Source organism: Bradyrhizobium sp. USDA 4538, assembly GCF_024171045.1.
Taxonomy (GTDB): domain Bacteria; phylum Pseudomonadota; class Alphaproteobacteria; order Rhizobiales; family Xanthobacteraceae; genus Bradyrhizobium; species Bradyrhizobium australafricanum.
Map to the genome: position 1 here is coordinate 4,245,371 of NZ_JALJZE010000001.1, position 16,546 is coordinate 4,261,916.

Here is a 16,546-nt window from a genome sequence, read left to right on the forward strand (position 1 = left end):
TTGTCAGATGTCAAGTTATCTGACAATATGTATTGTCAATACTGACACGGGAGGGTCAGGGCGTGTCCGTTCATTTCGACGTGTTGATCGTGGGCGCGGGACTGTCGGGCATCGGCGCCGGCTACCATTTGCAGGCCAACTGCCCTGACCGCAGCTACGCCATTCTTGAAGGCCGCGACTGCATCGGCGGCACCTGGGACCTGTTCCGCTATCCCGGCATCCGCTCCGACTCCGACATGTACACGCTCGGCTATTCGTTCCGGCCGTGGACCGAGCCGAAGGCGATCGCCGATGGCCCGTCGATCCTGAACTATGTGCGCGAGACCGCGCGCGTCTACGGCATCGACAAGAACATCCGCTTCAACCATCGCGTCGTGCGCGCCGACTGGTCGTCCGCCGACTCGCAATGGACGGTCGAGGTCGAGCGCGGGCCGGAGAAGACGATCGAGCGCTTCACCTGCAGCTTCCTGTTCATGTGCAGCGGCTACTACAAATATGAACACGGCTACACGCCCGACTTCCCCGGCATCGCCGATTTCGCCGGCCGCGTCGTCCATCCGCAGAAATGGACCGACGACATCGACTATGCCGCCAAGAAGGTGGTGGTGATCGGCAGCGGCGCGACCGCGGTGACGCTGGTGCCGGAGATGGCCAAGACCGCCGCCCATGTCACGATGCTGCAGCGTTCGCCGACCTATGTCGTGGCGCGTCCGGACGAGGACAAGGTCGCCAACTGGCTGCGCGCGCGGCTGCCCGCGAAACTCGCCTACGGCCTCACCCGCTGGAAGAACGTGCTGTTCGGCATGTATTTCTACCGGCTCTGCAAGCGCGATCCGGAGCGCGTGAAGAAGCTGATCCTCGGCGGCGTGCGCCACGCGCTCGGCCCCGACTACGATGTCGCAACCCATTTCACGCCGCGCTACAATCCGTGGGACCAGCGGCTTTGCCTGGTGCCGAACGGCGATCTCTTCCAATCGCTGCGCAACGGTGGATCGTCCGTCGTCACCGATCAGATCGAGACCTTCACGCCCGGCGGCATCAAGCTCAAGAGCGGCAATGTGCTCGACGCCGACATCGTGGTGACCGCGACCGGCCTCGATCTGCAGGTGCTCGGCGGACTCGAGATCAATGTCGACGGCGCGCGAGTCGATCTGTCGAAGACCATGAACTACAAGGGGCTGATGTATAGCGGCGTGCCGAACCTCGCCGCCGCCTTCGGCTACACCAACGCGTCCTGGACGCTGAAATGTGACCTGACCTGCGAATATGTCTGCCGCATGCTCAACCACATGAAGGCGCATGGCTACGCGCAGGTCACGCCGCGGCGGAACGATCCTGATGTCGCCGAATTGCCCTGGGTGGATTTCTCATCGGGCTATATCCAGCGCGCCGCCGCCAGGTTCCCCAAGCAGGGCTCGCGCCGGCCGTGGCGGCTCTACCAGAATTATGCACTCGATATCGTGACGCTGCGCTTCGGCTCGCTGAAGGATGAAGCCATCGAGTTTCTCCCGGCGCGTCGGGCCAGCGCGGATGCCGCCTCGAATCCGGCCCGGCAGGTGGCGTAACGCGCGACGCGCCGACCGCCGCGCAACTTCGCCCGCGCCCGATGTGGCGCGGGCTGGCGATCACCCGGCAGCTCTGCTATGGGATGGCGACGCCCGCATGCTTCGCTGCGGGCGGTGCGGTCCCGTAGCTCAGCCGGATAGAGCGACGGTTTCCTAAACCGTAGGTCGGAAGTTCGAGTCTTCCCGGGATCGCCATTTTTCGCTCACCGCGCGCTGCCGGCGAGGCTTTTCAACACGCATTCCGGCGCGATCTGCCCGGCGTTCGCTCCCCCCAAGTTCACCCGAGATCAAGTTCACCCCAAATTAGGGAAAGCCCGGGACAATGGGGAGGGGGCACCGGAAGACCGCGCGTATGCGAGCTAGCGTTCCAGAACGGGTTGAGCAGGGGGGCGGTGATGCCCTTCGCGATCCGCTGCGTTCAAAAGGCCGGCCGCTCGTCGTCGATGTCGACGAGGTCATGGTGCGGGGAAGCTCCGTCCCGGCCGATATCGCATCCGATCTGATCCGCCGCCTCCGCGCTTTCGCCGCGGCGATTACCGCTTCCTTCGGGTCGCAACCGCGATCAGCGCATGGTGCAGATCCATCGGGGTTCGATCCGTCTCGGGCGCAATTCGACCACGACGCGATGAGGTTCCTGCTGCAGGTGCTGGGCGAAGGCCGCCCGGTCTACCTTTGCTCGGAAACCTATCCCGAGCCGTTCGTCAGCGCGGTTGCCCAGCATCTTGGCGTCTTCACCGCCTGGGCCGCCGCGCCGGAACGTCAATTGCCGCCGGCGCAGCGCGAAGAGCTGCCGCCCGTGCTTCGGCAGGGCTTTGACTATATCGGCAGCGCGGCGGTCGCGTTGCCCGATTCCGCATCGCGCCTCGCGCGCTCCGCTCGATCCGAGCCGTCCGCGCCCGCGCGGGTCAGTATGCGCGTCAGTATGCGCAGCTGGCTGAAGCTGTTCAGGGTGCATCAATACGCCAAGAACGCCCTCGTGCTGGTGCCGCTGCTGACCGCACACAAATTCGCATTGGGATCGGCGGCGACGTCGCTGCTTGCCGTGATCGCATTCTCGCTCTGCGCGTCGGGCGCCTACATCCTGAACGATCTTCTCGACGTCGAGGCCGACCGCGCGCATCCGACCAAGCGCAACCGCCCGATCGCAAGCGGCGCCATCCCGGCATCGCGGGCCGTCGGCGCGATGGCCCTGGCGCTGGTCGCCGCATTTGCAATCGCAATGTCGATATCGATCGAGTTCGGCAGCGTCCTGCTCGGCTATTTCGCGCTGACCACCTCCTACTCGTTCTGGCTCAAGCGCATCGCGACCGTCGACGTCGTCGTGCTCGCCACGCTTTACACCGTCCGCGTGATCGGCGGCGCCGTCGCGATCAGCGTGCCGATGTCGGAATGGTTGCTTGCGTTCTCGCTGTTCATCTTCATGTCGCTGGCGCTGGTGAAGCGCTATATCGAGCTCGCCGGCCAGCCGGACGGCGCCGTGCTGGCGGCGCGCGGCTACCAGGTCGAGGACAAATCGATGATCGCGATCCTCGCCGCCGCGTCAGGCTTCAACGCCGTCGTGATCTTCACGCTCTACATCTCGTCCGATACGGTGCGCGCGCTTTACAGCCATCCGCAACTGCTCTGGGTCGGTTGTCCGATATTGATGTACTGGATCGGCCGCGTGATGTTGTTCGCGCAGCGCGGATTGATCGACGACGATCCGGTCATCTTTGCGCTGAGGGATCGCGTCAGCTGGGTCGCGCTCGGCGCGATCGGCGCCATCATGCTCGCCGCCATCTAGCGATGCCGGCGGCTGCGTTACCAGGAGCTGTGATGTCGACCTCCAGTCCGGGCGGCATTGGCCTGTCCGGCTGGGGCAACTATCCCAGGGCGTCGTCCGAACTGCTGGCGCCGCAGACGCCCGCAGGCGCGCGGGACCACCTGCTTGCGCGGTCCGGCGTCGTCGCGCGCGGGGCCGGGCGGGCCTACGGCGATGCCGCGATCGGAACGCAATCCACGATTTCGTCGCGCGGCCTGAACCGGATGCGGAGCTTTGATGCCGCAACCGCGCGATTGACGGTCGAATCCGGCGTGACCATCGCCGACATCCTTGCCGTTTTCGAGCCGCGCGGCTTCTTCCTTAAGGTCGTGCCCGGCACGAAATTCGTGACGGTCGGCGGCGCGATCGCGGCCGACGTTCACGGCAAGAACCATCATCGCGATGGCGGCTTCGGCAACATCGTCGATTCGTTCCGCCTCGCGCTGCCTGGCGGCGAGATCGTCACCTGCTCGCGATCGGAAAACGCCGCGCTGTTCGCGGCGACACTGGGAGGCATGGGGCTGACGGGCATGATCCTCGACGCGACGCTGCAACTGCTGCCGATCGAGACCGCCTGGCTGCGTCAGGACACCCGCGTCGCCGGCAATCTCGACGAGGCGATCGATCAGCTGGAAAGCAGCGCATCGACCACCTATTCGGTGGCCTGGATCGACTGCCTCGCGCGCGGCGCGGCGCTTGGCCGGTCGCTGGTCTATCTGGCCGAGCACGCCACGCGGCGCGACAAGGATATGCTGGGGCCCGGCCTCGAGACGTTTCCCAGGCTTCGCGCGTCGCGGCTCGCGGTCCCGGAGCAATTTCCGGGATGGCTACTCAATCGCGCATCGATGCGGGTGTTCAACGAGCTGTACTTCCGCCGCGGCGCCGCGCATCCGGGCAAGCCGCGGCTGGTCCATTGGGACCCGTATTTCTTTCCGCTCGATGCGATCGCCGACTGGAACAGGATCTACGGCCGGCGCGGCTTCGTGCAATATCAATGCGTGATCCCACTCGACCGCGCGCGCCGCGTTTTCGCCGAAATTCTCGATCGTGTGTCGCGGCGCGGCGATGCGTCGTTTCTCGCGGTGCTCAAGCAGCTCGGCGAAGGCAGCGGGCCGATGTCGTTTCCACTTCGCGGCTACACGCTGACGATGGACTTCCCCGTGACTGACACGCTGTTCGGGTTTCTTGACCAGCTCGACGCGCTGGTGGTCGATGCCGGCGGCCGGCTCTATCTCGCCAAGGACGCGCGGCAGTCCCGCGCGACATTCGAATCCGGATATCCCGGCCTTGCGGCCTTGCGGAACATCCGCCAGCAGACCGGGGCGAACAGTCGCCTCGTGTCCCATCTTTCAGCACGGCTTGGAATTTGATGACCGGCACAAAATCGATTCTGGTGATTGGCGGCAGCTCGGACATCGGGCACGCGACCGCGCTGCGCTATGCGAGGGAGGGATGGCGCGTGATGCTCGCCGCCCGCGATATCGGGGTGGCACAGCGCAATGCGGACGACATCAAGACGCGAAGCGGTACCGACACCTCGGTTGTCGCGCTCGACGTGCTGCAGACCGGGCAGCTTGCCCGCTTCGTCGCCGGTCTTTCGCCACCTCCCGACACCGTCGTATGCGTTGTCGGGGAGCTCGGCGATCAGCAGCGTGCCGAGACCGATCCCGAGCTAGCGACGAAGATCATGCGCACCAATTTCGAGGCGCCCGCGCTGCTGCTCGAACTGTTCGCGCAAGCCTTCGCGACGCGCGGTTCGGGCACCATCGTCGGTGTGAGCTCGGTCGCCGGCGATCGCGGGCGGGCCTCGAACTATTACTACGGCGCGGCCAAGGCCGGCTTCTCGCAATTCCTGTCCGGCTTGCGCAACCGCCTGGCGCTTGCGGGCAAGGTTCGTGTCGTCACCGTCAAGCCGGGATTCGTGCGGACCAGGATGACGGCGCATATGAAGCTGCCGGCTCCCTTGACGGTGCAGCCGGATCGGGTCGCGGAGGATATCTTCCGGGCCGATGTGAGCAGGCCGCGTGACGTGATCTATGTGGCCCGCCGCTTCCGGCTGGTGATGGCGATCATCTGCGCGCTGCCGGAGACGATCTTCAAACGGATGCGTATCTGATGCCCGGCGTCGCCGCCAACCACGCGTCGTTCCCGCGATCCAGCGCGATCCGGCCGAGCGTCCCGCTCGTGACGGCATCGCTGTGGCTCGTGCTGTTCGCGGTGACGCTGATCTTCAGCGTCACGCTCTGCGACAGCCGGCTGATCTTCACCCTCGACGATCCCTACATCCACCTCGCCGTCGCCGATCACATCCGGTCCGGCGGCTACGGCGTCAATGCGTCCGAGGTCTCGTCGCCAAGCTCGTCGATCATCTGGCCCTATCTGCTGGCGGTGACGGAGACACTGCGTCTTGGCGCATTCGGTCCGCTCCTGATCAATGCCGCGGCCGCGGCAGCGACCGTCGTGGCTTTCCTGCGCATCCTTGAATCGGCTGAACTGCTCGACCCCGGCCGGGAGAAGCCGCTGCTGTTTTTCGTCGCGTTGCTCGCCATTTTTTCGTCAAGCGCGATCGCCCTGCCGATGACCGGCATGGAGCACAGTCTTCACGTTTGGGCCACGGTCGCGACTTTCGGCGGCCTGACCGAAGCCGCGCGCGGACGGTCGCCGACCGTCATACACTTCGCGGCGCTGGTGCTGCTGCCGCTGATTCGCTTCGAGGGAATCGCGTTCGCCATCGCGGCGATGATGGGGTTTGCCCTGCTCGGCCAGCGCCGTTTTGCCGCCGCGGCCGCTGCCGTCACGCTCTGCGCGTTCGCCGCGTATTTCGCGCGAATGGCCTCGCTCGGTCTCCCGCTTTTGCCGAGTTCGGTATTGCTCAAATCGCGCATCGCCGAATCCGGCTATGAAGGGACCGGCGTCATCGCCTCCATCCTCCGCAATCTCGGCGACAGCTTCGCTGATCCCGCCGGCTTCAGGCTGATGCTGCTCGGTCTTGCGCTCGCCGCCGTCATGGCGCTGCTCCGCTCCGACCGCGGCGCCCTGATCGTCTGTGCGACGGTGCTCGCCGCGATCGCTGCGCATCTCGGCTTTGGCCAATATGGCTGGTTCTACCGGTATGAGGTTTACATCGTTGCGCTTGCGGTGCTGGCGCTGTTCTACGCGGTTGCACGCGCGCGAGCGGTCTTGAGCGTCCCGCAATGGACCGCCGCGACGCTCGCCAGCGTCGGGCTGGCCGGTTTTGCCAGCGTGGGCTATGTCAGCGCCGCCCTGGAGACGCCGTTTGCCTCGCGCGGCGTCTACGAGCAGCATTATCAGTTGGGGCGCTTCGCCCAGCAGCTCTACCGGCGGCCGGTTGCCGTGAACGATCTTGGGCTCGTTGCCTGGGGAAATCCGAACTTTGTCCTGGATCTGTGGGGGCTCGGTTCGGAGCGCGTGCGCAAGGCGAAGCGCGCCGGCCGTTACGGCCCGGCCGAGATCGCCGCGCTCGCCGACGAGCATCATGTCGGCGTCGCCATGATCTACGACAGCTGGTTTGCGCAGGGCGTGCCGGCGAGCTGGAGGAAGGTCGCGATCCTGCACACGATTCCGGTGACCGGCGCGCGGGGTGACGTAAGCTTCTACGTCACGCCCGCCGCGGAGCCGCAGCTCGTTGCCGGCGCCCTGAAGGCCTTCGCGTCGACCCTGCCGGCGCGCGATCGTCTCGAAATGGTGGCGCCGTGAGCGTTGCGTGATCGTGGGGGCGCGCCGAGGTGCTCAAATCCTCGCGAGCGGCGCCTGCGCCGGTACGGAAGCGCCGCTTGACTCACGCAGCAGCAGGATTGCGACGATCAGGGTGATCAGCGCGGCGATCCCGAAGCCTCCGATCGAAAGCACGTCGACCCAATGGACGTCCGTGCGGGGCGTGTTGTTATGGACCGTGTGCATGTAGCCGAAGGCTCCGATCGGTATCGGCGCGGCATAGATGATCGCACGTTCCCACTCGCGGGCCTTGGCCTGAAGCGCCGGCAACAGCAGCGCCATTCCGATGCTGAAGATCAGGAAGTCATAATCATACGCATAGGGGCTGATGCAGACCGATACGATCGCGGTCAGGCCGAGACTCTCGCGCACCGGCATCTTGCGGTAGATCGCGACCAGCACCACGCCGAGCGCAAGGACGGCGACGATGCCCTGGCCGATAAACGCTCCGGATGCGGAGAACCCCGTGGTTCGCAACGCGGCATAGGCCGAGACCATTCGATACAGCGGATAATAGGCTTCCCGCAGGAATACCGACGAATCATGCACGCTCTGCAGCATCACGGTCCAGATCTGCATGCCGAACAGCACCGTGCAGATCGCCGAGCTGATCAGCACGACGGCGCCGGCCGTCATCACGACGATCCACGAGCGCCGCAGGATGGCGTAGAGTGCGAAGGCAACGGCGAAATGCGGCTTGATGATCATGAGACCAAGGGCCACGCCTGCGAGCATCGGCCGCTCTTCGAAGTACAGGCACACCAGTCCGATCAGTGCGGCGGTAAGGAAGCTGTTCTGACCGCATGCCAGCGTGACCCCGATCGTCGGAAAGAAAACGATCAGCACGAGCACGAACCGGTTTCCGGCAATGCGCCGCAGCACGGCGAGGTAAAGGGCCAGCGTCGAGGCCATGAACAACAGATAGGCCATTCCGAACGGGACCAGCGCGAACGGAGCCAGCAGCAGGTTGAATTGCGGCGGATAGGTCCATGGCATGAAGCCGTCGTGCCCGCCTGACGCCTGCTTCTCGATGATGGCGAGCTTCGCGAATTGATAGGCCTGGTCGAGGTCGCCGAGCCACACCAGCTTTGCGGTAATGTAGAAGGCGGCGAAGTCGACCAGTTCGCGGCCGTGCCCCAGCCCCAGCTGGGAGAACCACACAACCTTGAACAGGAGGGCGGCGACCAGCATCACGAGGATTCCGCGTGTGTAGTTGGCGCGCTTCGAGTCCGTCGACTGAATTGTTTCGAGCGTTGTTGCGAGCATCAGGCCGGGCCCTGTTATGGCAACCCAAGCTAGATTGAATAGGTTAAGCAGTCGAAAAATTGCAGGGGGAGGGTGGATCCCCTGTCGCCTGACGCCCGCAGGGATGTATGAAATCGGTCGGCGGGGCTGGAACCGGACGGTATCTCGGTGTCCGGATGCGACTTTCGCTGGACGCTCCGTCGGCGGCAGTGATAACGGCTGACCAGAACCATCTCACGACGGACCGCATGCCGAAACCGCCGCCTTTTTCCAATCGCGGGCCCAGCCCATCCCCGGTTCTGCAACGCGCCGTGGTCGCATTGCAGATGGGACAGGTCGTCGAAGCCGAGCGGCTGGCGGCGGAGGTCTTGAAGGCAAACCGGACCGATGTCGGCGCGGCCTCGATCCTGGCGCGGGCGCTGATGATCCAGAACCGCAACGAGGAGGCGATCGCGCCGCTCGAGCGCGCCGTGCGCCGCGTCGACGATCCCGGCCTCGAGACTCTGCTCGGCGCAGCGCTCGGCGGCGCCGGTCGCGGCAGCGAGGCGATCGACGTGCTGCGGCGAACCACCGCGCGGCGGCCGCCCTACCTGCCCGCATTCCAGGCGTTGGCAGGGCAATTGCACTCGGCCGGTCGCATCGACGAGGCGGTTGCCGTCATTGAGAGCGCGCTTGCTCTCGCGCCGGGGAGCCTCGAGTTTCAGCTGCTGCTGGCGCAGTTGCTGCCCCAACGCAATGAGCGTGGCCGGGCGCGCGAGATTCTGGAGAAGTTGCGCAATGCGGCGCCGGGACATCCCGATGTTCTGGCCGCGCTTGCGCGTGTACTGCTGCTCGATGGCGAATATGCTGCCGCGGCGGATCTCTACCGCCAGGTGGTGGCGCAGCGCCCCGACGACCCGCTGACGCGTCTCAGCTTCTCCGCCAGTCTTCTGGAAATGGGCGACCGCGCGGCCGGCGAGGCCAATCTGCGTCTCGCGTTGCGCGGCCGGCCGCAAATGATCGGCCGCACGACCGCCGCGCTCATCATGTCATCGCACGGCCGCTTCTTCTTCCGCCGCAGCGCCTTTGCGGAATTTCTGAGCTAGAGCGTTTTCAAATACTGCTTGTTCCGCGGCGTTGGAACGACGAGTCGGGCTCACAACACCCGCTGCGGCGTATGGATCCCTGCTTTCGCAGGGACGACAGCCGAGACAAGCCGCGGCCTCTCGGCTCAAGCGCTGGCGTCTCTGGAGTACTGGATCACCCGCATGCGGGTGAAGACACCGAACCGGCTCAGGATCGCGCCACATATTCGGTGTCGTCCCGGCGAAGGCTGGGAGGTGGATTCACATTCGAAGTGCAACACTTGAGCAAAGGACTCGGCGGGCGTGCGGTAGTCAAGGCATTTGCGCGGGGTGTTGTTGTAGGCGGCGATGAACTGGCGGAACCTGGCGGTCGAGAGGGTTACGAGATCCGTCTTGCGGGGAATAAAGCGGCGCATCCTGCCGATGGCGTTCTCGATGCCACCCTTCTGCCAGGGGGCATGGGGATCGCAGAAGAAGGTCGCGATCGAGAGGCGGTGCAGCGCCAGGTGACCGGCGAACTCGGTGCCGTTGTCGAAGGTAACGCTCTGGCGCAGCTCTTGTGGAAGGGGCGCGAAGAAGCCCACGAGATGGCGGGCGACACCGCGCGCGACCTTGCTGGCAAGGCGGATGCCGAGCAGCAGCCGCGAGGTGCGCTCGTGCACGGTCAGCACGGCCTGACCGTATTTCGAGAACATCATCAGGTCGGCCTCCCAGTGTCCGGGCACGCTGCGGTCGGCCGCTTCGAGCGGCCGATTTGCCAAGGATACACGGCCTTCGATGAAGCTTGCGGGGCTGCCGCCCCGCTTGCCGCGGCAGCCGCGCTTGCTCTTGGCGCGCGGCAGATAGCGCCGCCAGTTGAAGTCCGTGGTGCGCCTGAGTTGGCCATAGATGAAGCGGTAGATGGTCTCGTGGGAGATCACCTTGCGCCCGTGCTCGCGGGCCAGCCGGCCAGCGACCTGCTCGGGCGACCAGCCGCGGCGAAGGCGTTGCAACACCGCGCGGCGCAGGCCGGGCTCCCGTTCGAGGCGTCCGCCCGTCCAGCGCCGCGCTCGCATCTGGTGCTGGGCATAGCTCGGCTTGTAGCCGACCTGGCTCCCCCGATTGCGCCTCAGTTCCCGCGAGATCGTTGATGGCGAGCGATCCAGAGCTGCCGCGATTTGCCGGACCGAGCTGCCATTGGCCGATAGGCAGGCAATCTCGCATCGGTCGTCCAGAGAGAGCTGCTTGTAAGTCCGCCCCATGGCAACACCTCCTCAAGGAAGTGTTGCACTTCGTTTGTGAACTCAGGGGACCCATAACCACCGCTGTATGTTGTTGGAGCAAGCTGTGGCCCCAGTTTGGCAAATCAACGGGCATTCGGGGTAATGGGTCCCGGCCTTCGCCGGGACGACATTTATGAGGCCGCTTGCCCCGTGCCGTCATTCAGCCAGCAGGCGACCTGATGCGCCGGGCCGGCCGCCTGCAGCGCCGGGCGTTCGCTCTTGCAGCGATCCATCGCGTAACGGCAGCGGGTGTGGAAGGCGCAGCCTGAAGGTGGATTGATCGGGCTCGGGACATCGCCGTCGATCAGGGGCGCGGTGCGTTTCGCCTTCGGGTCGGCGATCGGCACCGAGGCGAGCAGCGCCTGGGTGTAGGGGTGGCGCGGATTGGCGAACAGCTCGTGCTTGTCGGCGATCTCGACAATGCGGCCGAGATACATCACCGCGACGCGGTGGCTGATATGGGCGACGACCGCCAGATCGTGCGCGATGAACAGATATGAGAAGTTCTGCTTGCGCTGCAGGTCGATCAACAGATTGATCACCTGCGCCTGGATCGAGACGTCGAGCGCGGAGACCGGCTCGTCGCAGACGATCAGCCGCGGCCCGAGCGACAGCGCACGCGCGATGCAGATGCGCTGGCGCTGGCCGCCGGAGAACTGGTGCGGGAAATTCTTCATCTGGTCGGGCCGCAGGCCGACCTGCTGGAACAGTTCCGCGACGCGTTCCTGCTTCTTCGCCCCGGTCGCGAGCCCGTGCACGGTGAGCGGCTCGCCGACGATGTCGCCGGCCGTCATGCGCGGGTTGAGCGAGGCGAACGGATCCTGGAACACGATCTGCATCGAGCGCCGGTACGGCCGCAGCGCGGTCTTGCTGAGCGGCGCGATGTCCTCGCCATCCAGCTTGATGGCGCCGCTGGTCGGCTCGACCAGCCGCAGCACGGTGCGCGCCACCGTCGACTTGCCGCAGCCGGATTCGCCGACCAGCCCGAGCGTCTCGCCAGCGCCGAGCGCGAAGCTGACGCCGTCGACCGCATGCACGGTGCCGACCTGCCGGCGCAGCACACCGCCGCGCACCGCGTAGTGCTTGACGAGGTCGGTCACCTCGAGGAGCGGGCGCTGTTCGGTCATGACGCCTCCGCCATCTCGCCGGCGCGCCAGCACGCGGCCCAGTGATTGCTCTTGATCTCGTCGAGCGGCGGATATTCCTGACGGCAGCGGTCGACCGCCAGCTTGCAGCGCGGCGCGAAGGCGCAGCCGGGCGGCAGCTTGGTCAGCGACGGCACCATGCCGGGGATTTCGGTCAGCCGCGCATCGGTCTTCGCGCCGAGCGCGATCACCGCCGGCATCGAGGCCATCAGTCCGCGGGTGTAGGGATGCAGCGGCGTCTCGAACAAGGATTCAACCGTCGCCTCCTCGACCTTCTTGCCGGCATACATCACGATCACGCGCTGCGCGGTTTGCGCGACGACGCCGAGGTCGTGGGTGATCAGGATCAGCCCGGTGCCGAGCCGCTTTTGCAGATCGACGATCAGCGCCAGGATCTGCGCCTGGATGGTAACGTCGAGCGCCGTGGTCGGCTCGTCCGCTATCAGGAGCGCCGGCCGGCACGCCAGCGCCATCGCGATCATGGCGCGCTGGCGCATGCCGCCGGACAGCTGATGCGGATATTCCTGCGCGCGGCGCTCCGGCTCCGGAATGCGCACCAGCCGCAGCATGTCGACCGCCTGCTTCCAGGCCTCCTTGCTGCTGACCTTCTGGTGCAGCCGCACCGCCTCGATGATCTGGTCGCCAATCCGCATCACCGGATTGAGCGAGGTCATCGGCTCCTGGAAGATCATCGAGATGCGGTTGCCCCTGATGTCGCGCATCGCGGCATCGTCGAGCTTCAGCAGATCGGTGCCCTCGAGCGTCACCGAGCCGCCGACGATGCGGCCGGGCGGATCGGGCACCAGCCGCATGATCGAGAGCGCGCTGACGCTCTTGCCGCAGCCGGATTCGCCGACGATCGCCAGCGTTTCGCCGCGGCGGACCGAGAACGAGACGTCGTCGACCGCGCGGAACAGGCCGGAGTTGGTGAAGAACACCGTCTGCAGGTTCTTCACCTCGAGAACCGTATCGAGCGTCTTGGCCTCGCTCATCAGCCGCGCTGCCTCGGATCGAGAATGTCGCGCAACGCGTCGCCGAACAGATTGGTGCCGAACACCGCAAGGCTGATCGCAATGCCGGGGAAGATCACCAGCCATGGCGCGGTGCGGACATATTCGGCGGCGGATTCGGACAGCATGCGACCCCAGGACGGATAAGGCTCGGGGATGCCGAGGCCAAGGAACGACAGCGACGCTTCGGTCAGGATGGTCGAGCCGAGCTGCGCGGTCGCGAGCACGATCAGCGGCGCGATGGTGTTGGGCAGCACGTGGCGCAGCGCGATCCGCATCTCGCTCATGCCGATCGATTTGGCGGCCTCGACGAACGGCTGCTCGCGCAGCGCCAGCGTGTTGGCGCGGATCACGCGCGCGACCGTCGGGATCAGGGGAATTGCGATCGCCAGGATCACGTTCGGCAGCGAGGGACCGAGCGCCGCGGTCATGACGAGTGCCAGCACCAAGAGCGGCAGCGACTGCAGGATGTCGGTCACCCGCTGGAACACGAGGTCGACCCAGCCGGAGAGATAGCCGGAGGCGAGGCCCACGATCACGCCGAGCGTGGCGCCGAGCGTCGTCGAGCCGATGCCGACCGCAAGCGAGATCCGCGCACCATGGATGATGCGGCTCCAGACGTCGCGGCCGAAGGAGTCGGTGCCGAACCAGTGCAGCGCAGACGGCGCCGCCAGCCGGTGCGCGGAATCGACGCTGAGCGGATCGTAGCGGCTGATGACGTTCGCGAAGATCGCGGTCAGCACGAACAGCAGCATGATGACGAGGCCGACCGTGCCGAGCACATGGCGCTGCGCGAGGAACGCAAACCGTCCCCAGCCACCGGTGGCGTTGGCCCCGGCACGTCGCAATTCGCTGTCGAAATTGATCGTTGCCACGCGCTCAGTCTCCAAACCGGATACGTGGATCGATCGCCGCGTAGAGCATGTCGACGATGAAGTTCACCACCACCACGACGACGGCGATGAACATCACGAGGTTCTGCACGATCGGGTAGTCGCGCCAGCGCAGCGCCTCGACCAGGAAGCGGGCGATGCCAGGGATGTTGAACACGGTCTCGGTGACGATCAGGCCGCCGATCAGGAATGCAGCCTCGATGCCGATCACGGTGATGACCGGCAGCACCGCGTTCTTCAGCGCGTGGTGATAGTTCACGGAGGCCTCGGAGGCGCCCTTGGCGCGCGCGGTGCGGATATAGTCCTGGCGCAGGATCTCCAGCATCGAGGAGCGGGTGATGCGCATGGTGAGTGCCGCGCTGCGGAAGCCCACCGCCATCGCCGGCACGGCATAGATGGTCAGCGCCTCGAGCCAGGTCTTCGGGTTCGGATTGAAGATCGGCATGGTGCCGAACAGCGAGACCGAGGCCATCAGGATCAAGAGGCCGAGCCAGAATGACGGCAGCGACAGGCCGCTGAGGCTGACGACGCGCAGCGCATAATCGAGCCGTGAGCCCTGGTGGACGGCGCTGATGACACCGAGCGGAATACCGATCGAGGCGGAGAACAATAGCGCCAACCCGGCAAGCCGCGCCGTGATCGGAATCCGCGGCAGGATTTCCTCCAGCGCCGGCTTTTCCGAGACGTAGGAATAGCCGAGATCGCCGTGCAGCAGGCCGCCGATCCAGTGCAGATACTGGATCACGATCGGCTGGCTGAGGCCAAGCTCGCGCTCGAGATTGGCCTTGTCGGCGGGATCGACGAAGCCCGCGGCGTCGAACAGGATGTCGACGATGTTGCCGGGAACGACGCGCAGCAGCACGAAGATGATGACCGAGATCCCGAACAGGGTCACCAGCATCAGGAACAGCCGCCGCACGATATAGGCAAACACCCTGGCTCTCTCCTTGATCCCGCCTGTGTCTTGTCTTCCGACGCGTTTCTTGACGCGAACCGGTATCCACTTCGCCCGAAAACGCTATGCCTACTTGTCCAGCCAGACGTCTTCGTAACGATAGCCGTTATAGGAGCTGTTGGACATGATCGTGACATTCTTCACGTAAGGCTGCCAGCAGGTGCCGGTGCGGGCATGGAAGATGATCGGACGCGCGACGTCTTCCTGCAGCTTCCTGTCGATCTCCCAGACCAGCTTCTTGCGCTTGTCGACGTTGGTCTCTTCCGACTGCTGGTCGAACAGCTTCTCGATCTCCTTGTTGCAATAGTTGGTGTAGTTCCGCTCCGAGCCGCAGGCATAGTTCTCGTAGAACGACTGGTCGGGCTCGTCGACGGCATTGCCGGTGAGGTTGAGGCCGAGCGAATAGTCCTTGCGGGCGATCTTCGGGAACCATTGCGCGGTGTCGACGACGTCGAGCTCGGCGTCGATGTAGATGCTCTTGATCTGGTCGATCAGGATGATCGCGGGATCGCGATAGACCGCGATGTTGCGGGTCGAGACCTTGATCTGCAGGTGCTTGTCCGGGCCATAGCCCGCCTTCTGCATCAGCTTGCGGGCTTCCTCGCGGTTCTTCTCGATGTCGGGACCGTAGCCGGGGATCTGCTCCAGCATCTCCTTCGGCATCGCCCAAAGCCCGTCCGGCGCCGGCTCCATGGTACCGCCGATGTCGCCCTGGCCTTCGAACATGATCTGGATGAACGCCTTGCGGTCGAGCGCCAGCGCCAGCGCGCGGCGGATGTCGAGATTGTCGAACGGCGGCGCGGTCGAATTGATGATGATGTTGGTGGAGACGTTGTTCGGTTCCACCACGCAGACCGCATTGGGCGCCTGCGACTTGACGTCCTTGAGCAGCGGGATCGAGACCTCGGTCGGGAACGTCATGTCGAACTTGCCGGAGACGAAGCCGAGGATCGCGGTCGAGCGGTTCGGGATGATGGTGAACTCGATACCGTCAAGATAAGGCAGGCCCTTCTTGAAGTAATCCGGGTTCTTGGTGAGCTTGATCGATTCGTTGGCCTTGAACTCGACGAACTTGAACGGGCCGGTGCCGACCGGCTTGGTGCGCATCTCGGCCGGCGACACATGGCAGGGATAGACCGGCGAGTAGCCCGAGGCGAGCAGCGACAGCAGCGCCGGCTGCGGCCGCTTCAGCTTGAACGACGCCTCATGGTCGCCGTTGGTCGTGACCTCTTCGACTTGCTCGTACCAGGACTTGCGCGGGTTCTGCCGGAACTTCTGCTGCGACTTGCCCATCAGCATGTCGAAGGTGCATTTGACGTCGGCGGCGGTGAACGGCTTGCCGTCGTGCCATTTCACGTCCTTGCGCAGCTTGAAGGTCAGCGTCTTGTTGTCGCCGCTCCAGGCCCAGCTTTCCGCAAGCTCGGGCCGGATCGTGCTGGTGCTGTTCTGGGCGATGTGCTGATCGAAGATGACGAGATTGTTGAAGATCGGCATGAACGGAACGTTCAGCGAATAGGTCGCGCCCTCGTGGATCGAGGCGCTGCCGGGGCTGTCGCGGTGATAGATCCTGAAGATGCCGCCCGGTTTCGGCTCGGCTGCGCGTGAAACGTCGCTGATGATCAGCACAGACAACACCGCGACGGCCAGCGCTTGCACGCTCCGCATGGTCCCCTCCCACATTTCGGTCTCAATGGCCGATTGGCATCGACGATACCACGGTGAGGCTGTCGGGCAACCGGCGAGGATCGCGCGGGGATTGGCAATTCGGATGACCCCACAACATTAAAATTTCCACGGATCGGGAATAATGGCTGTGATTGCGGGGAACCCGGGTTGTTTTGCTATGCAGCGGCGAAACTCCGTTTGAATTC

13 protein-coding genes and 1 tRNA gene are annotated in these 16,546 nt (G+C 65.0%); 7 read left to right on the forward strand and 7 right to left on the reverse strand.

Features of this window, described 5'->3' with window-relative positions:
• The first annotated feature begins 62 nt into the window (after window positions 1-62).
• From J2R78_RS19105 to J2R78_RS19130, 6 genes are all read left to right on the forward strand, one after another.
• On the forward strand, window positions 63-1,565 hold the full coding sequence (locus J2R78_RS19105; protein ID WP_253606150.1) for an NAD(P)/FAD-dependent oxidoreductase: 1,503 nt from the start codon (window positions 63-65) through the stop codon (window positions 1,563-1,565).
• Window positions 1,566-1,683: 118 nt separating this feature from the next.
• Window positions 1,684-1,760: transfer RNA gene (locus J2R78_RS19110), tRNA-Arg, on the forward strand.
• A 157-nt stretch (window positions 1,761-1,917) separates the two neighbouring features.
• Window positions 1,918-3,348, forward strand: a complete 1,431-nt coding sequence (locus J2R78_RS19115) for a UbiA family prenyltransferase (RefSeq protein ID WP_253606152.1) — start codon at window positions 1,918-1,920, stop codon at window positions 3,346-3,348.
• Between the two features lie 32 nt (window positions 3,349-3,380).
• The gene (locus tag J2R78_RS19120) at window positions 3,381-4,736 is read left to right on the forward strand and encodes an FAD-binding oxidoreductase (RefSeq protein ID WP_253606154.1); all 1,356 of its coding nucleotides are present in this window, start codon (window positions 3,381-3,383) and stop codon (window positions 4,734-4,736) included.
• Window positions 4,736-5,482 (forward strand): SDR family oxidoreductase, encoded by a 747-nt coding sequence (locus J2R78_RS19125; RefSeq protein ID WP_253606156.1) that lies wholly within the window; start codon window positions 4,736-4,738, stop codon window positions 5,480-5,482. Before J2R78_RS19120 ends, J2R78_RS19125 begins: the two co-directional genes overlap by 1 nt.
• Complete coding sequence (locus J2R78_RS19130; protein ID WP_253606158.1) at window positions 5,482-7,083, forward strand: hypothetical protein; 1,602 nt, start codon at window positions 5,482-5,484, stop codon at window positions 7,081-7,083. Before J2R78_RS19125 ends, J2R78_RS19130 begins: the two co-directional genes overlap by 1 nt.
• A gap of 33 nt (window positions 7,084-7,116) precedes the next feature.
• On the opposite strand, the gene J2R78_RS19135 is transcribed toward J2R78_RS19130, so the two are convergent.
• Window positions 7,117-8,367, reverse strand: a complete 1,251-nt coding sequence (locus tag J2R78_RS19135) for a glycosyltransferase family 87 protein (protein WP_253606161.1) — start codon at window positions 8,365-8,367, stop codon at window positions 7,117-7,119.
• 290 nt (window positions 8,368-8,657) lie between these two features.
• On the opposite strand from J2R78_RS19135, the gene J2R78_RS19140 reads away from it, so the two are divergent.
• Entirely contained in the window at window positions 8,658-9,431 is a 774-nt protein-coding gene (locus J2R78_RS19140) for a tetratricopeptide repeat protein (RefSeq protein ID WP_309145005.1), read from the forward strand.
• 125 nt (window positions 9,432-9,556) lie between these two features.
• Here J2R78_RS19140 and J2R78_RS19145 read toward each other — a convergent pair whose 3' ends face one another.
• The 6 genes from J2R78_RS19145 to J2R78_RS19170 all read right to left on the reverse strand — a co-directional run bounded on the left by J2R78_RS19145 (window position 9,557) and on the right by J2R78_RS19170 (window position 16,340).
• On the reverse strand, window positions 9,557-10,651 hold the full coding sequence (locus J2R78_RS19145) for an IS30 family transposase (protein WP_253606163.1): 1,095 nt from the start codon (window positions 10,649-10,651) through the stop codon (window positions 9,557-9,559).
• Window positions 10,652-10,803: 152 nt separating this feature from the next.
• Window positions 10,804-11,799 carry an ABC transporter ATP-binding protein gene (locus J2R78_RS19150; protein ID WP_253606164.1) on the reverse strand — a complete coding sequence of 332 codons (996 nt, stop codon included), beginning with the start codon at window positions 11,797-11,799 and terminating at the stop codon, window positions 10,804-10,806.
• On the reverse strand, window positions 11,796-12,809 hold the full coding sequence (locus J2R78_RS19155) for an ABC transporter ATP-binding protein (RefSeq protein WP_253606166.1): 1,014 nt from the start codon (window positions 12,807-12,809) through the stop codon (window positions 11,796-11,798). The genes J2R78_RS19150 and J2R78_RS19155 overlap by 4 nt, the downstream gene beginning before the upstream one ends.
• Window positions 12,809-13,702 (reverse strand): ABC transporter permease, encoded by an 894-nt coding sequence (locus tag J2R78_RS19160; RefSeq protein WP_016848340.1) that lies wholly within the window; start codon window positions 13,700-13,702, stop codon window positions 12,809-12,811. The genes J2R78_RS19155 and J2R78_RS19160 overlap by 1 nt, the downstream gene beginning before the upstream one ends.
• 4 nt (window positions 13,703-13,706) lie before the next feature.
• Complete coding sequence (locus J2R78_RS19165; protein WP_028335293.1) at window positions 13,707-14,654, reverse strand: ABC transporter permease; 948 nt, start codon at window positions 14,652-14,654, stop codon at window positions 13,707-13,709.
• A 90-nt stretch (window positions 14,655-14,744) separates the two neighbouring features.
• Complete coding sequence (locus tag J2R78_RS19170) at window positions 14,745-16,340, reverse strand: ABC transporter substrate-binding protein (protein ID WP_253606167.1); 1,596 nt, start codon at window positions 16,338-16,340, stop codon at window positions 14,745-14,747.
• Between the last annotated feature and the right edge of the window lie 206 nt (window positions 16,341-16,546).

What these genes read in the sequence shown, in the direction of transcription:
- J2R78_RS19115 (WP_253606152.1), top strand. Translation starts at nt 1,918, where the DNA reads ATGCGAGCTAGCGTTCCAGAACGGGTTGAGCAGGGGGGCGGTGATGCC.
- J2R78_RS19120 (WP_253606154.1), top strand. Translation starts at nt 3,381, where the DNA reads ATGTCGACCTCCAGTCCGGGCGGCATTGGCCTGTCCGGCTGGGGCAAC.
- J2R78_RS19125 (WP_253606156.1), top strand. Translation starts at nt 4,736, where the DNA reads ATGACCGGCACAAAATCGATTCTGGTGATTGGCGGCAGCTCGGACATC.
- J2R78_RS19130 (WP_253606158.1), top strand. Translation starts at nt 5,482, where the DNA reads ATGCCCGGCGTCGCCGCCAACCACGCGTCGTTCCCGCGATCCAGCGCG.
- J2R78_RS19135 (WP_253606161.1), bottom strand. Translation starts at nt 8,367, where the DNA reads ATGCTCGCAACAACGCTCGAAACAATTCAGTCGACGGACTCGAAGCGC.
- J2R78_RS19145 (WP_253606163.1), bottom strand. Translation starts at nt 10,651, where the DNA reads ATGGGGCGGACTTACAAGCAGCTCTCTCTGGACGACCGATGCGAGATT.
- J2R78_RS19150 (WP_253606164.1), bottom strand. Translation starts at nt 11,799, where the DNA reads ATGACCGAACAGCGCCCGCTCCTCGAGGTGACCGACCTCGTCAAGCAC.
- J2R78_RS19155 (WP_253606166.1), bottom strand. Translation starts at nt 12,809, where the DNA reads ATGAGCGAGGCCAAGACGCTCGATACGGTTCTCGAGGTGAAGAACCTG.
- J2R78_RS19170 (WP_253606167.1), bottom strand. Translation starts at nt 16,340, where the DNA reads ATGCGGAGCGTGCAAGCGCTGGCCGTCGCGGTGTTGTCTGTGCTGATC.